Source organism: Prevotella sp. 10(H) (genome assembly GCF_000711235.1).
Classification (GTDB): Bacteria; Bacteroidota; Bacteroidia; order Bacteroidales; family Dysgonomonadaceae; genus Dysgonomonas.
On sequence record NZ_JOMI01000007.1, the window covers coordinates 530,349 to 547,192 of the forward strand.

Below are 16,844 nucleotides of genomic sequence, written 5' to 3' on the forward strand. Positions count from 1 at the left end.
TAACCCGTAACTTGTAACTCGTAACTAAAAAGTCAATTCGTTTTCCTATAACTAAGAACTGCCCAGATATTAAAGAACAAGGCGAATCCTATCAGCGCAAATATCTGAGTAGTCATATCTAAAATTGAACTGCCTTTAAGATAGACCATACGCATTACCTCTATAAAATATCTCAGCGGATTTACGGTAGTGATCACCTTTGCCCACTCAGGCATACTGTTTATAGGGGTAAACATCCCGCTCATCAGTATAAGGATTATCATAAAGAAGAACATGACGAACATAGCCTGCTGCGTGGTATTGGAATAATTCGAGATAACCAGACCAAGCCCTGATACAACCAGTGTATATATACTGGCAAACAAACAGATAGTAAATATACTCCCCGAAGGGAACAGCCCGTATACCGTCATGGCAAGGATAAAACAAAGCATAAGCACTATAAATCCGATTATCCAGTAAGGAATCAGTTTAGCGAGTATAAATGTGAACTTGTTGACAGGAGTGACATTCATCTGCTCTATTGTTCCGGCCTCTTTTTCTCCTACTATATTCAGTGCAGGAAGGAATCCGGCAAGCATAGTGAGCAGCATGACCATCATGGCAGGAATCATAAATACTTTATAGTCGAGATGCGGATTGAATTTGTATTGCGGAACAATATCGATTACAGGCATGATATTTTTACCTGCTGACTGTAACCATTCTCCCCGTATTTCACTGCCGAAATCATTCAGTATGGTAGCCATATAGGATGAACTAAGTCCGCCTTTAACTCCGTTCACAGAATTTGCCGAGATCATTACATTTGCATAGCCGTCTTTTACCAGATTCTTTTCAAAATCGGGCTGAATCTCCAGTATTATATCCGCTTTACCCGATTCTATGCTATGCATGGCGGTTGTATTGGACGGGGAAACATCCGTCAGACGGAAATAACCCGATGAGGTAACTTTGTTAGTCAAACGTTCGGAATAGGAACTGTGGTCGTTATCGACAATGCTCAGGTTTATATCCTTTATTTCCTGATTGGCAGCCCACGGCATTATAAGCATCATCATCACAGGCCATATTATTATCAGTCTGGGAAGGAATTTATTCCTCAGTATCTGTTTGAATTCTTTTTCTATCAGAAACTTTATCATTTTAGTAGCTTTTAGCTGATAGCTATTAGCCTATAGCTCCCTTCATCTGTATTTGCTAACAGCTAAAGGATATAGACTGATGGCTAAATTAATCCAGTCTTATTTTAAACTTCTTCAAACTCACAGTAATCAGTAATATAGCCATACCGGCCAGAATAGCCATTTCTTTCCATATATAGATTACATCCACGCCCTGTATCATCAGTTTCCTTACAGCCGAAATATACCAACGGGCAGGTACAATATTAGCGAACCACTGCAAAGCCACTGGCATACTTTCCAAAGGAAAAATCATCCCCGAAAGCATTATTACGGGCATCATAAATCCCATTCCCGAAACAAGCATGGCAGCTACCTGAGTATCTACAAGGGTAGAAACTAATAGTCCTAAAGACAAGGTCACCAATATGAAAATCAGAGAAACAATCGTCAACCAAAATAAACTACCCGCCACGGGAACCTGTAGAACGAAAACAGACAACAATAATATAGTACTCAGATTTACAAAAGATAGTGTAAAATAAGGAACCATTTTTGCCAGTATAATATAGATGGGCTTAATAGGGGAGGCGAGCAGCACTTCCATTGTTCCCATTTCTTTTTCGCGGACAATGGCAATGGATGTCATCATGGCGCATATCAGCATCAGTATAAGTCCCATTACTCCCGGCACAAAATTATAAGCGCTTTTCAATTGTGGATTATACAACATTCTTACTTCGGGTATTATCTGGAAAGGAATATTGTATTCTCTCATCAACTCCTGCTGGTAAGAAGAAATAATACTGGTTGCATAGCCCGATATCATAGATGCCTGATTGGGGTCAGTTCCGTCGGTAATAAGTTGAATGGATGCTTCGCCCGTGTGCAGCAGATTATCGCTGAAATCTTCACCGAAAACAACAACGAGATTCACTTTTCCTTCTTTAAATACCCTGTCTATATCATCGGGATTATTCAGTGCTTCGGTTACGGTAAAATATTCACTGGCATTGATTTGCTCTGTAATACGCTGTGTAGAAACATCTTTTGACGGGTCGAATACACCTACTTTGGTATTCTTCACTTCCGTACTGATAGCAAACCCGAAAAGCGTTATCTGCACAATAGGTATCCCCAACAGAATCAGCATAGTACGCCTATCGCGGAATATGTGGAAGAATTCTTTTTTGACAAAACTCAAAAATTGCCTCATTAATTAATAATTAACAATTAATAATTACCTTTCTAATTTACTTTTTGTAGAATTAATGATACTTGTTAGCAGTTTTATCAATTCTACACAATCTACTTTTATAGAATCATAACTTTTTTCATCTATATATTCGCTGTCTTTTAATAGCATCAGCCAATATTCCGTTTCATTTGCTTCTTTTAGAGCAATACTTAATTTATGTATAAAATCTAATGTTGATTGTGCATATTCGCCCTCTCTTATTAAAGCACCGATAGCAGTTCCACTTCTCAACATCTACTTTGATAAAACAAATTCACGGTGCTCTGTACTCAAAAACTTATAAGCCCTTATTATCCTTAAAGCAAAACAGTAAGATTTATCCTTTATAGCATTTTCCCGCTTCATCATTCCAAATTATTAATTGTTAATTATTAACTGTTAATTTTCAATTCTCTCCCCGTTTTGCTTTCCTTGCCAACTGCTGAAACACCTCATCCATACTCTTTGCATTATATTGTTGCCGGAGATTTTCCGGAGTATCCAGAGCATCTATACGTCCGTCTACCATTATCGAAACCCGGCGGCAATATTCCGCTTCGTCCATATAGTGGGTGGTTACAAAAACAGTTATTCCCCTGTCGGATGCCTGATAAATAAGTTCCCAGAACTGTCGCCGCGTAGCAGGGTCGACTCCGCCGGTAGGTTCATCCAGAAAAACGATTTTCGGTTCATGAAATATGGAAACGGAGAACGCCAGTTTTTGTTTCCAACCTAGCGGCAATTCCTTAACTAGGGTATCGCGTTCATTCATAAAGCCCAGTTCGGTAAGTATCTCGTCGGTTTTCTTCGCAATCTCTTTGTCCTTCATCCCGTATATACCGCCGAATAAGCGCATATTCTCCCAGACTTTCAGGTCTTCATATAAGGAAAACTTCTGGCTCATATAGCCGATATTCTTCTTTACGGCTTCTTGCTGTTTTGCGATATCGAAACCCGCCACGAAGCCTTTGCCCGACGTCGGATAACTCAGTCCGCACAACATGCGCATAGCTGTTGTTTTTCCTGCACCGTTGGCTCCTAAGAAGCCGAATATCTCACCTTTTTCCACACTGAAAGAAATATGGTCGACAGCCGTAAATTTGCCAAATTTCTTAGTTAGTTCTTCCGTATATATAGCGTGTTCTTCCATTATTCATTGTTTTGTGCCAGCTGCATATAGCAGTCTTCAATACTGGCTTTTATCGGCTTGATTTCTATATCCTCATGCTGTTTACTCATGAGGTATTCTTTCAGTTCTTCTTCTGTGAGTGTTTTGTCTACGGTGATATGATGTGTTTCGCCAAATGTGAAACAGGTCTTTACTTTATCATAATTCCGCAAATCAGTCAACAGTTTATACATCTGATTGCTTTTTACCGACCAAAGTATTTCCTTAAATCCGTCTATAATATTCTGTGGTGTATCCACTTGCAGGAATTGTCCGTGCTGAATGAGGGCGATTCGGTCGCAAAGCGTGGCTTCATCCATATAAGGCGTGGAAACAAGAATCGTTATATGCTGTTCTTTCAGCTTCCTGAGCATCTCCCAGAATTCCTTGCGAGAAACGGGGTCTACACCTGTAGTCGGTTCATCGAGAAATAGTACGGTCGGCTTATGGATCAGGGCGCAGCACAATGCCAGTTTCTGCTTCATACCACCTGATAATTTCCCTGCACGGCGGTTCTTGAACGGCTCTATTTGTTGATAAATATCTTTCACCAGTTCGTAATTCTCTTCAATGGTTGTATTGAAAACTGTTGCGAAGAATTCGAGATTTTCTTCTACCGTCAAATCCTGATACAGAGAGAAACGTCCCGGCATATAACCTATACGGCTGCGTATTTCTTTATAGTCTTTCACTACATCCAATCCGTCGACTGTAGCGGTGCCGCTATCGGCCAGCAGCATGGTAGTCAGGATGCGGAAAAGGCTCGTCTTGCCTGCACCGTCAGGGCCGATAATACCGTATATCTCACCCGGTTCGACATCGAAACTGATACCGTTCAGGGCTTTTACCGTACGGTATGTCTTGCTTATATTTTGTACCGAAACTGCTTTCATCCGTTCAATTCGACATACAGATCGTCGTTTTTTTCGAGATAATGTATCTTATTTTCCCGCGATAGCCAGCCAAGAGTCAGGTAGACGTACATTTGCCTGTATCCTGTTATTTTCTCCAGTTCATCGATTGTCATCATCCCTCTTTCGGAAAGGACTTTCCATATGAGTCCGGCATCGGAGCCGATGAGATTATTCAACATAGCTGTCATTTTTAAGTTGGTTTAATTTAATTTCAACTCTCCGTACATCCCTTTTTTGAGATAACCGTCATTCTTTACGGCTATTTTCACCGCATATACGAGATTGGCACGTTCGTCGCGCGTCTGAATTGTTTTCGGGGTGAATTCCGACTTGTCGGATATCCATGTAACTGTGCCCGAATAATCTTTCATGTCCTTTTCACCGAAATCGGCAAACACTTTCACCTGCTGTCCTATTTTCAGTTCGGTAAGCTGGCTGGAAGTGATATACGCCCGCAGAAACATATTGTCCATATCGGCAATCTTAAACAATGCGCGACCCTGCGAAGCCAGTTCGCCCTGCTCGGCATATTTCGATAGGACGGTTCCCTTTATCGGGCTGGTGATAATGGATTTCTGCAACTGGTCGTTCAATTGCGCTACCTGTACATCCAGTCCTGAACTTTCTTCCGATACGCCTCTGTTATTATTTTCCAGTGTTTCGGTCTGGGCAGCCAGTTGCCTTTCCAATACCAGAATCTGAGCATTAATATCGTCTACCTGTTTCTGATTGGCAGCATTCGATTTTACGAGGTTTTCGAAACGGGTCAGTTCATTCTTCTGCGTTGATATCTGTTGTTTTGTGGCTGCAATCTGGCGAGGAACATCCGTGTAGCGTGTTCTGACAGATTTCATGTTTGCCATTAACTGCATCTTTTTCAGATATAGCTGTACGGTATCTATGTACCCGACTTCTTTTCCGGCATCGAGCAGTTGTCCCTCTTCGAGGTTGAGTTGCATTATCTTTCCGTTCGCTTCGGCCGATACGATTACTTCCGTGGTTTCGAATACGCCCGATGCATCGTAATCGCCGTCGCCTCTGCCGCAAGCCGACAAAAGGAGAATACAGCCGAAGAAAAGTGTATGTTTTATTGTTTTCATATAATTAATTGTTTGTTGTAAATTTCAGATTATATATGGATAGCAATAGTTCTATTTCGTGCTGTATCTTATCCTGCTTTGCCATATCTTCGTTGTTGATTTCTCGCATCAGGTCGAGGACGGTCATTGTACCGTTGGCAACTTTTGCTTCTGCAGCTTTTTTTACATTATTACGGAGCGATATGATATCGTCGTCGTATTTGAGCAGTTCGCGATTCTTCTGTATTTCCTGTTGTTCCTGTGTGGTTTCGAGAGAAGTGTTGAAGAGGAATGTTTCACGTTGATTGATTACATTGCTTTGATTGACTTCAATCAGTTTCTTATCGTTCTTCTGAGTATACAGACTACCGAAATTCCATGAAAGGCGTATACCGCCGATATAATAAGGCGAAAATTCATTTTCCAGCATATTCAGTCCGGGTTTACCATATCCGCCTGTAACGAATAATCCCAGCTTCGGCATATACCCGGTCTTTATTGATTTCTTCTGTACCTCGAGACTGTTCAGCTGAGCATCGAACAGTTCCAGCTCGGGACGGTTCACCCGTGAAGAAATAAGGTCTTCACCCTGCGGAGTCTGCAATATTACATTGTCATTTACCGATTCGCCGATCATTACAGCGAGCATATTCAGATATGATTTTCTATTGGATTGTAATTGCGCCTTATTCTGTACAGCCTTTAACTGTTCCACTTTTATAGCATCCAGATCGGCCTGATTAGCTACTCCATATTCGATATAACTCGAAATCTGATCGTAATTCCTTTTTAATTCGTCCTGTAATAAATCATTTTGTTTCAGCTTTGCATCCAGTAAAAGCACTCCGAAATACATCTGATTTACCCTGTCGTTGATAGAATACATATCTACATCCAACTGTTTTTCCTCTACATTGGCAGAGGCTGTTGTCATATCTTTTTTTGCACTGATAGCACCGCCATCCCATATCGATTGTGTGACATCTATGGTAGCCGAGTATTGGTCTTTGCTGAGGCCTTTTATATTAATGCCCGGAACGGATATAGGAATTTTTGTTACTTCCGACTGATAAGACGCCTTTGCCGAAAGGGAAGCCTGAGGCAGATAGCCTTTTCCGGCATTAGACAGATTGTATTCTTTCGATTTATCAATCAGTTCGTAACGCCTGATAAGAGGATAATTCTCCCTCGCTTTGCGATGGCAGGCATCCAGTGTAAGAACTTCCTGAGCCGCTACCCATAGCGGGAGCAACGAAAGAGATATTGTTAATAATAGAAACTTTTTCATAAGCTATAAAATTACTCATCCATTTTCAGCATAGCTTTTATCCACATCGGGATAAGAGTCCTACGCCCATCTACAAAATCCTTATATTCCTCATCTGTCATAGGACTATGCATACTCAGCAATAACGGTCTGCCGACAATAGGGAAGACAGTCATCGATACTATATTCACAAAAACATGTAACGGCGTCAACCCTTTAATACCTTTAATATCGATTTGCTCCTGCACCTGTTTGTAAAGATAGTTACCCACTATAATATGATTTGACAACCCTGCCTTTTCCATTACTTTACGAGGATTTGCCTGTATTTCACTAAGAACAAACAATGGCAGGTTTGGGTTTTCCCATAATGAATCGATATAGCGATTTACTATCAAATCTATTTTTTCAGACAAGCCTATCTTTTCATCATTGACAAGACCTACTATCAATCCGAACACCTGTTGCATACTTTCTTCCATAATGATGTCGAACAGCTTTTCCTTACTGCGGAAGTAGTAATTCAATAATGCCAGATTTATTCCTGCTGCGTCTGCTATATCGCGTGTGCGTGCCTGTCCGTATCCTTTTTCCTGAAACACTTTGCGTGCTGCCTGCTTTATTCTCTCCTCTGTTGAAATGTCTTTTTCCATATGCCGCTGGTTTTTGTTGATAATGCAAATGTAAATTGAAAATTTGATTTAAACAAATGATTAAATAATTATTTTAAAAAATATTTTTAATTCATTTGATTGATTAATTGTAAAGTTGGCTTTATATGGTAGATATAGAGGAAAACTTTATCTATATTGTTTATAGCTTTTAGCCGTTAGCTGATAGCTTTTAGCTCTTTGAAATAATGGGTTAGTTACGGGTTACAGAATTTTAATGTTCATAAATTAATTAATACTTAGATGCTGTTACTTTCGTTACCTTTTAACAAAAAGAACTTCGCAAAGGTGCAAGCTTGTTATCGTTGACTTATGACTACTGTTAACTGTAAATCCTGTTACTTTTGTTACTTTTTAGTTTTACAATACAAAAAGCTAACGGCTAAAAGCTATCAGCTAATAGCTACAAATTCCGTTACTTTTGTTACCTTTTAACTATATTTTGTTAATGAATGTAAAATGGAAGTTAAGTTTGGGTAATTTGTATAATTGATGTACCGGGCATATTTGCTTAATTAATATACTCATTTTTTATGTCAAATAAAAAAGATATTTTTTAACATATTCCGCTATTTTAAATCTATAAAAATGACAATTTCCTGAAACATTTCACTAATTTTGGAAACATCGCCTCAAAATGAGGCAATTTGGTAAAAAGGTATATGAATATTAACCATGTAAAACATTTTTAGCCATGAGAACTTACCAAACACAAGAAATCAAGAACATAGCTATTCTTGGTAGTTCGGGAGCTGGCAAAACCACTCTCGCCGAAGCCATGCTCTATGAAGCGGGTGTCATAAAACGCAGAGGAAGTGTCAAGGACGGAAATACTGTCTCGGACTATTTCCCCGTGGAAAAAGAATACGGATATTCCGTTTTTTCCAGCATTTTCTCTGTGGAATGGATGAATAGAAAACTTAATTTTATTGATTGTCCGGGGTCAGACGATTTTGTCGGAAATGTAGTTACGTCACTGAATGTAACAGATACCGCACTGATGGTACTGAATGCTCAGTATGGCATGGAAGTAGGTACCATAAACCAATTGAGATACACTCAGAAATTACACAAACCAGTGATATTTATTGTGAACCAGTTGGATCATCCGAAAGCTGATTTCGACAATGTAGTTTCACAACTTAAAGCCGATTATGGCGAAAAAGCTGTATTAGTCCAATATCCTGTCAATTGCGGCGAAGGATTTAATGCAGTTATCGATGTATTGAAATTTAAGATGTTCCGATGGAAACCCGAAGGCGGAGTTCCTGAGGTTCTCGATATACCGGCAGAAGAACAGGAAAAAGCTGCCGAACTGCAGCAGAAGCTGATTGAGGCTGCTGCCGAAAATGAAGAATCGCTGATGGAGAAATTCTTCGACCAGGGTACACTCACAGAAGATGAAATGCGTATGGGTATACGCTGGGGATTGGTAAACAGAGACCTGTATCCGGTTTTCTGCGTATCTGCCGAAAAAGATATGTGCGTGCGCCGTACAATGGAGTTCCTTGGTAATGTTGTTCCTTACGTTCGCGACCAGCCGGCACCGGTAAATACCGAAGGTAAAGAAGTGAAGCCGGATAGTAGCGCGCCTACCAGCCTGTTCTTCTTCAAAACAATGGTAGAGCCGCATGTAGGTGAAGTTTCTTACTTCAAAGTAATGAGTGGAAAAGTACACGAAGGGGACGACTTCCTGAATGCCGACAGAGGTTCGAAAGAGCGCATCGGACAATTATTTTGTCCTGCCGGGCAACAACGTTCCAAAATCGACGAACTTGAAGCCGGAGATATCGGTGCGACAGTGAAATTGAAAGATGTGCGTACAGGTAATACACTGAATGCTAAAGGAACAGATAACAAGTTCAATTTCATAAAGTATCCGGATCCTAAATATCGCCGTGCGATAAAAGCAGAGAGTGAAAAGGATACAGAGAAAATGAACGAAGTGTTACAACGTATGCATGAGGAAGACCCTACGTGGGTGATTGAGAATTCAAAAGAGTTGAAGCAACTGATTGTTTCAGGTCAGGGAGAATTCCATTTAAAGACATTGAAATGGAGGATTGAAAACAACGATAAGATTGCGATACTATATTCCGAACCGAAGATACCGTATCGTGAAACTATTACGAAAGCAGCCCGTGCCGATTACCGCCATAAAAAGCAGTCGGGGGGCGCGGGACAGTTCGGTGAGGTGCATCTTGTGGTAGAACCATACATAGAAGGTATGCCTGTGCCGGAAACATATAAGTTTAACGGACAGGAGTTTAAAGTACAGGCACGTGATGTACAGACTTACGATCTCGACTGGGGTGGTAAGCTTGTCTTTGTAAACAGTATTGTGGGTGGTGCGATCGATGCACGTTTCCTTCCTGCTATTCTCAAAGGTATTATGGCGCGCCTCGAGCAAGGCCCGTTGACAGGTTCGTATGCCCGTGATGTGCGTGTAGTAGTATACGACGGCAAGATGCACCCGGTAGACTCAAATGAGATATCCTTTATGCTTGCCGGACGTAACGCCTTTAGTGAAGCATTTAAGAATGCAGGGCCGAAGATTCTCGAGCCTATTTATGATGTGACAGTAACTGTTCCGTCAGATAAGATGGGTGACGTAATGGGTGACTTACAGGGACGTCGGGCCATGATTATGGGTATGGAAAGCGACAGGGGAATAGAGATACTGAATGCTAAAGTACCATTGAAAGAAATGTCTAACTATTCTATCTCACTTAGTTCACTGACAGGAGGGCGCGCTTCGTTTACAATGAAGTTTGCAAGTTACGAGCTTGTACCGTCCGATGTTCAGGATAAGTTGCTGAAAGAATACGAGGCAAGCCAGAAAGAGGAAGATTAACAGATGCTTAAATAATCTTGTATAATGAAAACGGAGCGAACTTCAATAGTTTGCTCCGTTTTATATTTCTGGATATAAGTCGTTTATTTTACTCCCGTCATATTCTCAGGATTCAGAATCCTGTCAAGCTCCTCTTTTGACAACACATTCTTCTTTAATATAAGGTCGTATACGCTTTGCCCTGTTTCCAGTGCTTCTTTAGCTATAGCTGTACTGTTCTCATATCCAATATATGGATTGAGGGCTGTCACTATGCCTATACTGTTCTTTACTAATTCTTTGCAATGCTCTTCATTGGCAGTAATACCTTCGATACAATTCTTTTGCAGGCAGGTCATCACATTGGCCAATATATTCTGAGATTCCAGAATGCTGTATGTTATCACCGGTTCCATTACGTTTAGCTGTAATTGTCCCGCTTCCGAAGCCAGCGTTACGGCAAGATCATTCCCAATGACTTTAAAGCATACCTGCGATGTCACTTCCGCAATCACCGGATTCACTTTACCCGGCATAATAGACGAGCCGGCTTGCTTTGGCGGAAGATTTATCTCGAATAAGCCGCAGCGTGGACCGGAAGCTAACAGACGTAGGTCATTACCTATCTTCGATAACTTAGTCGCCAGCTTTTTAAGTGCGGAGGAGTAAGCGACAAAGCTGCCTGTATTAGAAGTAGCTTCGACAAGATTTTTTGCATGGTAGAATCTTAATCCTGTAATTTTCGACAGGTTTTCTGCGCATAGCTTATCATAACCGGGTATAGCATTTAGTCCTGTACCCACGGCTGTCGCTCCCATATTTATTTCCAGACATTGCTCTGCATTTTGGGTCAGTGATTCTATCTCTTTTTCGAGTGTAGCAGCATAGGCATCGAGTTCTTGTCCTAATGTTATCGGGATGGCATCCTGTAAATGGGTACGCCCCATGGTTATTACATGTTTGAACTCTTCGCCTTTCTTTTTCAAAGCCTCAATAAGTCCTTTCAATGCATCTTCTACTTTTATGTTATAGAATAATATGCCGAGTTTAACGGCTGTAGGGTATGCGTCGTTGGTAGACTGAGAAAGGTTAACATGGTCATAAGGAGAGCAGTAATGGTATTCCCCTTTCTTATGCCCCATTATCTCCAAGGCTATATTTGCGACCACCTCATTGATGTTCATATTTGTAGATGTTCCGGCACCGCCTTGGAACATATCGCTCGGAAACTGGTCGAGGTATTCGCCGTCAATGATCTTTTTGCACGCTTTTACAATAGCATCGTTAATATTCTTATCCAATGTTCCCAACTGGCAATTGGTTTCTGAAGCCGCCCATTTGACATAAGCCAATGCTTTTACAAACTCGGGGTAGTTCAATAATTTTATACCCGAAATCTGAAAGTTGTTCATCGCACGTTGTGTATGGATGCCGTAATAAGCTTCCGCAGGAATAGGGAGACTACCTATCAAATCATTTTCTGTTCTATTCATGACGTGTCAATTTGTAATTAGTAGGAAATTATGAACCGCAATCAAAGGGCTAACATAATCAATAACTTCTCATAAAAGAAGTATAATGTAATAAAATGACAGATTGTTCAGCTAAATCACCGATTTAACTAAAATGTTAAACAGAATTTCATATATTTGCAGAATGAAAAAGGTAAAACAGCTCTTCACTCTATCTGTAATGATACTGGCCAGTATGCTATTATTGGCACACGCTGTTATGCCTCATTCTCATCACGACGGTATTGTCTGCTTCTCACACGATGAGGTTCATAGGCATCTGCATTGTACGGATAATGTAACCGATTGCGCTTGTCATCATGAGGGAAAGCATCATCATCAGCATGAAGATTGTGATTTGAAAGAAATCGTACTTCGTCAGGCTAATGACAGTCACGAAGATATTCTTCCCTGCGCCAATTGCCTGTCTTTACTGTTCACTGTATATACCTTAAATGCCCTCTATCTGGAAGCTCCTGCATTCGGTGAGCGTTTCCAGGAGAAGCCTTATATAGAGAATTATACTCCACCGTTCGTAGGCACGATCAGAAGCCTGCGTGCACCTCCCGTGTCTTATTTCCTAGGTTAATACTTGTCTTACAAGTATTCTATTTTATTGTTCTATAGGGGAGTACCTTTATAGCAATATGCATTCTAAATCTAAGAAATAAGCACAATGAAGAAAATTATATACTTTGCCTGTCTGCTGGCAATATCATGGGGATGTAGTTCCTCTCAAAAAGCAGACAATCATGAAGGACATAATCATGCTAAAGAATCACATGGAGGGCATGATCACGATCATTCAAGCGATCATAAACATGAGCATGCCGAAGGAGAAGAGTGTCCACATGACCACGGCCATGCAGAGGCAAGTGAAGCGGCGCATACCGATGAAATCATATTTACACCGGAGCAGGCTAAAGCTGTAGGACTTGAAGTTGTATCAGTAAAGCCTGATAAGTTTCATCAGGTGATAAAGACTAGCGGGCAAATATTGTCGGCACAAGGTGATGAAGTTACCATATCCGCTACTTCCAGCGGGATTGTTTCGTTTAACAAAGCATCATTAAATGAAGGGGCAGCCGTAAAAGGAGGAGAATCTCTGTTAAGCATTTCTTCCCGCAACATGGTTGACGGGGATCCTACTTTAAAATCCAAAACGGCTTATGAAATAGCCCAACGCGAATACCAGCGGGCAGAATCGCTGATAGGGGATAAGCTGATTTCACAAAAAGAGTATAATGAAATCAGGCTCAACTATGAGAATGCCAAGGTTGCATATGAGGCTACCGGATCGCGTTCTACGGCGAGGGGTATAAGTATATCTACACCTATAAGCGGTTTTATCAAGACAAAGCTGGTTGCCGAAGGACAATATGTAGATATAGGGCAGGCTTTGATGACTGTCACACAGAACAGAAAGCTTCAGCTTCGAGCAGATGTTTCGGAGCGTTACTATAAAGATTTAGGAACCATTACATCAGCGAATTTCAAGACTTCATACGATAATACCGTTTATCGTTTATCTGACCTTAACGGAAGGCTGGTTTCGTACGGACGCTCTACAAATAGTCAGGAGTTTTACCTGCCTGCTAATTTTGAGTTTGACAATATCGGTCAGGTTGTATCCGGTTCGTATGTCGAGGTTTTCCTCTTAGGACAGCCAAGGGAAAATGTATTATCGATACCGATTTCTTCATTGACTGAAGAGCAGGGGCTGTATTACGTATATCTTCAGGTGCATCCCGATGCTTATAAAAAGCAAGAAGTGAAAACGGGTGTGAATGACGGCCGGTCTGTCGAAATAATTTCGGGCTTAAAAGAGGGAGATATAGTTGTAAGCCACGGAGCATATCATGTCAAGTTAGCCTCGGCATCATCTTCCATTCCTCATGCACATGAACACTAACAGAAGGAGGAATGGATTATGTTGAATAAGATAATACAATTCTCTCTCAACAACCGGTTGGTTGTATTGATTGGGGCGGTACTCCTGCTTGTCGGCGGATTGTATACCGCAAAGAATATGGAGATCGATGTTTTTCCCGATTTGAATGCACCTACTGTTGTGATAATGACGGAAGCAAACGGAATGGCTCCCGAAGAAGTGGAACGTCTTGTATCTTTCCCTATCGAAACGGCTGTGAATGGTGCGACAGATGTTCGCCGTGTAAGGTCGTCATCTACTACGGGATTTTCTGTTGTGTGGGTCGAATTCGATTGGGGAACGGATATTTATAAAGCACGGCAGATTGTAACGGAGAAGCTTGCCGCACTAGGAGATGCTTTGCCTGAAAATGTCGGACAGCCTACATTAGGCCCCCAATCCTCCATATTGGGTGAAGTGATGATAATCGGCCTTACTTCTGATTCTACCTCATTGCTCGATTTGCGTACGATTGCCGACTGGACAATACGCCCGAGACTGTTGTCTACAGGCGGAGTGGCACAGGTTGCAGTAATTGGCGGCGATATAGAGGAATACCAGATTCTTCTCGATCCGGGACGGATGAAACATTATGGCGTAACTCTTGATGAAGTGTTGCAGGTGACACGGAATATGAACCAGAATGCATCGGGAGGTATCCTGTATGAATATGGAAATGAATATATTGTAAGAGGGGCATTACAAAGTACTGATGCAGAGGAGTTAGGTAAGTCGGTGATAAAGAAAACGGGTGAAAGCCCTATTCTTCTGAATGATATTGCAGAAATAAAGATTGGCGCAAAGACACCTAAATTGGGTTTGGCTTCTGAAAAGACAAAGCCTGCCGTATTGGTTACGGTCACTAAGCAACCCAATACAAATACAATCGAGCTGTCGGAGAAGCTGGATGCCTCACTGGCAGACTTGCAAAAGAATATTCCGGCCGATATAAAAATATCTACTGATATATTCCGTCAGGAAAGGTTTATAAATAACTCTATCGGTAATGTGCAGAAATCATTGTACGAGGGAGCTATATTTGTAGTTATCATCCTTTTCATCTTCTTGATGAACGGTCGTACTACTTTCATTTCCCTTATGGCTTTACCGTTATCTTTGCTCTCATCCATTTTAGCATTGAAGATGATGGGACTTACCATAAATACAATGAGCCTAGGCGGTATGGCTATAGCTATCGGATCGTTGGTCGATGATGCTATTATAGATGTGGAAAATGTATTCAGGCACTTGCGGGAAAACAGGCAAAAACCGAAAGAAGAACAGCTAAGCGTGCTAACCGTTGTTTTCGAAGCATCGAAAGAAGTACGTATGCCGATATTGAATTCCACGCTGATAATTGTAACCAGCTTTATCCCTTTGTTTTTTCTGAGCGGGATGGAAGGGCGTATGCTGGTACCTCTCGGTATCGCTTTTATTGTAGCTTTGTTCGCTTCTACAGTGGTAGCGCTTACGGTTACGCCGGTTTTGTGCAGTTATTTACTGGGAAAGAACAAAACAGATAAAGAGGAAAAGGAACCGGCTTTCGTAAGAAAGCTAAAGGCGGTGTATGAAAAGAGCCTGCATTGGGCACTCGAGAAGCAGAAGCTGGTGTTAGCAATAACAGGAGCTTTGCTTGTATCTGCTATTGTGCTGTTCTTTACATTCGGGCGTAACTTTCTTCCGCCGTTTAATGAAGGTTCATTTACCGTTACTATCAACACATTGCCGGGGATATCTTTGGAGGAATCCGATAAGATAGGTATATTGGCAGAGCAGGCGATGCTGAGCGTTCCTGAAATCCAGACTGTAGGACGGAAAACAGGCCGTGCCGAACTAGATGAGCATTCTTTTGGCGTCAATACTTCGGAAATAGAAGCACCGTTCATTCTCTCAGACCGTTCGCAGGAAGTGATGATTGCCGAACTTCGCGAAAGACTGAATGCCATTCCCGGTATAAGTGTAGAAATCGGTCAACCTATTTCACACCGTATAGACCATATGTTGTCAGGAACTAAAGCTAATATTGCTATCAAGCTTTTCGGAACTGACCTTAACAGGATGTACTCTTTAGGGAATCAGATAAAATCCTCGATAGAAGGTATCGATGGTGTGGCCGACCTGACTGTTGAGCAGCAGGTAGAACGCCCACAGCTTAAAATTACTCCACGACGCGAAATGATGGCGAAATACGGGATTACGTTGCCTCAATTCTCCGACTTTGTAACTGTAATGCTTTCGGGCGAAGTTGTATCTCAAGTTTACAGAGATGGAAAAAGCTTCGACCTTACATTGAAAGCAGCGGACGATTATAAAGATAAGGCCGATAAGATACGCAACCTGATGATAGATGCCGGCGATAAGAAGATTCCATTCGAATATGTAGCCGATATAGCTTCTTCAACAGGCCCGAATACGGTGAATCGCGAGAATGCCCAGCGCAAGATAGTTATCTCAGCTAATGTTGCCGACAGGGATTTGCGCAGTGTGGTAAATGATATTAGGGAGAAAGTAAATACGGATATCACTTTGCCGGAGGGTTATCATATCGAATACGGGGGACAGTTTGAGAGTGAGCAGGCAGCATCGCGGACTTTGCTGATTGCTTCTGTATTTGCCATATTGATAATATTCCTTTTGTTATTCAACCAGTTTAGGAATGTTACACAATCGGCAGTAATCTTGCTTAATCTGCCTCTCGCATTGATAGGAGGAGTATATGCCATTCTGTTTACATCCGGGGAAATCAGTATTCCGGCTATTATCGGTTTTATATCCTTGTTCGGTATAGCTACGCGAAACGGAATACTTCTTATGGCGCATTATAACGATTTGGGCAGCAAGGGTTATTCGGTTAATAAGAGTATTTTACAAGGCTCGCTTGACAGATTGAATCCTATACTTATGACCGCTTTGTCGTCAGGATTGGCATTGATACCGCTGGCTGTGCAGGGCGATCTTCCGGGAAATGAGATTCAAAGCCCTATGGCAAAAGTGATTCTGGGAGGATTGCTTACTTCTACCATGTTGAATATGTACATTGTACCTATCATTTACAGGATACTGAAAAAGCGTAAGGCTGCAAAAATAGAAACGGTTTAAAATTAGACTTT

The 16,844-nt window shown here is 41.4% G+C and carries 12 protein-coding genes and 2 pseudogenes; 4 read left to right on the forward strand and 10 right to left on the reverse strand.

Annotated elements, in window-relative coordinates:
- Positions 1–32 precede the first annotated feature (32 nt).
- The 9 genes and pseudogenes from K348_RS0113760 to K348_RS0113800 all read right to left on the reverse strand — a co-directional run bounded on the left by K348_RS0113760 (position 33) and on the right by K348_RS0113800 (position 7,442).
- On the reverse strand, positions 33–1,145 hold the full coding sequence (locus K348_RS0113760) for an ABC transporter permease (protein WP_029905685.1): 1,113 nt from the start codon (positions 1,143–1,145) through the stop codon (positions 33–35).
- 88 nt (positions 1,146–1,233) lie between these two features.
- On the reverse strand, positions 1,234–2,340 hold the full coding sequence (locus K348_RS0113765; RefSeq protein WP_029905687.1) for an ABC transporter permease: 1,107 nt from the start codon (positions 2,338–2,340) through the stop codon (positions 1,234–1,236).
- Between the two features lie 24 nt (positions 2,341–2,364).
- Positions 2,365–2,727: pseudogene (locus tag K348_RS18520) on the reverse strand (four helix bundle protein).
- A gap of 40 nt (positions 2,728–2,767) precedes the next feature.
- Positions 2,768–3,490: pseudogene (locus K348_RS0113775) on the reverse strand (ABC transporter ATP-binding protein); the annotation flags it as partial.
- A gap of 20 nt (positions 3,491–3,510) precedes the next feature.
- Positions 3,511–4,422, reverse strand: a complete 912-nt coding sequence (locus tag K348_RS0113780; protein ID WP_029905691.1) for an ABC transporter ATP-binding protein — start codon at positions 4,420–4,422, stop codon at positions 3,511–3,513.
- Positions 4,419–4,622, reverse strand: a complete 204-nt coding sequence (locus tag K348_RS0113785) for a winged helix-turn-helix domain-containing protein (protein ID WP_029905693.1) — start codon at positions 4,620–4,622, stop codon at positions 4,419–4,421. Before K348_RS0113785 ends, K348_RS0113780 begins: the two co-directional genes overlap by 4 nt.
- 21 nt (positions 4,623–4,643) lie before the next feature.
- Positions 4,644–5,543, reverse strand: a complete 900-nt coding sequence (locus K348_RS0113790) for an HlyD family secretion protein (RefSeq protein ID WP_029905694.1) — start codon at positions 5,541–5,543, stop codon at positions 4,644–4,646.
- A gap of 4 nt (positions 5,544–5,547) precedes the next feature.
- Positions 5,548–6,810, reverse strand: a complete 1,263-nt coding sequence (locus K348_RS0113795) for a TolC family protein (protein ID WP_029905697.1) — start codon at positions 6,808–6,810, stop codon at positions 5,548–5,550.
- 11 nt (positions 6,811–6,821) lie between these two features.
- Positions 6,822–7,442 carry a TetR/AcrR family transcriptional regulator gene (locus tag K348_RS0113800; protein ID WP_029905698.1) on the reverse strand — a complete coding sequence of 207 codons (621 nt, stop codon included), beginning with the start codon at positions 7,440–7,442 and terminating at the stop codon, positions 6,822–6,824.
- A gap of 712 nt (positions 7,443–8,154) precedes the next feature.
- Between K348_RS0113800 and K348_RS0113805 the strand changes: the two genes are divergently transcribed.
- The gene (locus K348_RS0113805; RefSeq protein ID WP_029905700.1) at positions 8,155–10,314 is read left to right on the forward strand and encodes a translation factor GTPase family protein; all 2,160 of its coding nucleotides are present in this window, start codon (positions 8,155–8,157) and stop codon (positions 10,312–10,314) included.
- An 83-nt stretch (positions 10,315–10,397) separates the two neighbouring features.
- Here K348_RS0113805 and aspA read toward each other — a convergent pair whose 3' ends face one another.
- The gene (gene aspA / locus K348_RS0113810; protein ID WP_029905702.1) at positions 10,398–11,786 is read right to left on the reverse strand and encodes an aspartate ammonia-lyase; all 1,389 of its coding nucleotides are present in this window, start codon (positions 11,784–11,786) and stop codon (positions 10,398–10,400) included.
- A gap of 163 nt (positions 11,787–11,949) precedes the next feature.
- Between aspA and K348_RS0113815 the strand changes: the two genes are divergently transcribed.
- The 3 genes from K348_RS0113815 (at position 11,950) to K348_RS0113825 (ending at position 16,833) form a co-directional block, all read left to right on the forward strand.
- The gene (locus tag K348_RS0113815; protein ID WP_051697892.1) at positions 11,950–12,393 is read left to right on the forward strand and encodes a DUF6769 family protein; all 444 of its coding nucleotides are present in this window, start codon (positions 11,950–11,952) and stop codon (positions 12,391–12,393) included.
- Between the two features lie 87 nt (positions 12,394–12,480).
- Complete coding sequence (locus tag K348_RS0113820; protein WP_029905706.1) at positions 12,481–13,716, forward strand: efflux RND transporter periplasmic adaptor subunit; 1,236 nt, start codon at positions 12,481–12,483, stop codon at positions 13,714–13,716.
- A gap of 18 nt (positions 13,717–13,734) precedes the next feature.
- Positions 13,735–16,833, forward strand: a complete 3,099-nt coding sequence (locus tag K348_RS0113825; protein ID WP_029905708.1) for an efflux RND transporter permease subunit — start codon at positions 13,735–13,737, stop codon at positions 16,831–16,833.
- The last annotated feature ends 11 nt before the right edge of the window (positions 16,834–16,844 follow it).

What these genes read in the sequence shown, in the direction of transcription:
- K348_RS0113780 (WP_029905691.1), bottom strand. Translation starts at nt 4,422, where the DNA reads ATGAAAGCAGTTTCGGTACAAAATATAAGCAAGACATACCGTACGGTA.
- K348_RS0113765 (WP_029905687.1), bottom strand. Translation starts at nt 2,340, where the DNA reads ATGAGGCAATTTTTGAGTTTTGTCAAAAAAGAATTCTTCCACATATTC.
- K348_RS0113795 (WP_029905697.1), bottom strand. Translation starts at nt 6,810, where the DNA reads ATGAAAAAGTTTCTATTATTAACAATATCTCTTTCGTTGCTCCCGCTA.
- K348_RS0113800 (WP_029905698.1), bottom strand. Translation starts at nt 7,442, where the DNA reads ATGGAAAAAGACATTTCAACAGAGGAGAGAATAAAGCAGGCAGCACGC.
- K348_RS0113820 (WP_029905706.1), top strand. Translation starts at nt 12,481, where the DNA reads ATGAAGAAAATTATATACTTTGCCTGTCTGCTGGCAATATCATGGGGA.
- K348_RS0113825 (WP_029905708.1), top strand. Translation starts at nt 13,735, where the DNA reads ATGTTGAATAAGATAATACAATTCTCTCTCAACAACCGGTTGGTTGTA.
- K348_RS0113815 (WP_051697892.1), top strand. Translation starts at nt 11,950, where the DNA reads ATGAAAAAGGTAAAACAGCTCTTCACTCTATCTGTAATGATACTGGCC.
- K348_RS0113760 (WP_029905685.1), bottom strand. Translation starts at nt 1,145, where the DNA reads ATGATAAAGTTTCTGATAGAAAAAGAATTCAAACAGATACTGAGGAAT.
- K348_RS0113805 (WP_029905700.1), top strand. Translation starts at nt 8,155, where the DNA reads ATGAGAACTTACCAAACACAAGAAATCAAGAACATAGCTATTCTTGGT.
- aspA (WP_029905702.1), bottom strand. Translation starts at nt 11,786, where the DNA reads ATGAATAGAACAGAAAATGATTTGATAGGTAGTCTCCCTATTCCTGCG.
- K348_RS0113790 (WP_029905694.1), bottom strand. Translation starts at nt 5,543, where the DNA reads ATGAAAACAATAAAACATACACTTTTCTTCGGCTGTATTCTCCTTTTG.
- K348_RS0113785 (WP_029905693.1), bottom strand. Translation starts at nt 4,622, where the DNA reads ATGTTGAATAATCTCATCGGCTCCGATGCCGGACTCATATGGAAAGTC.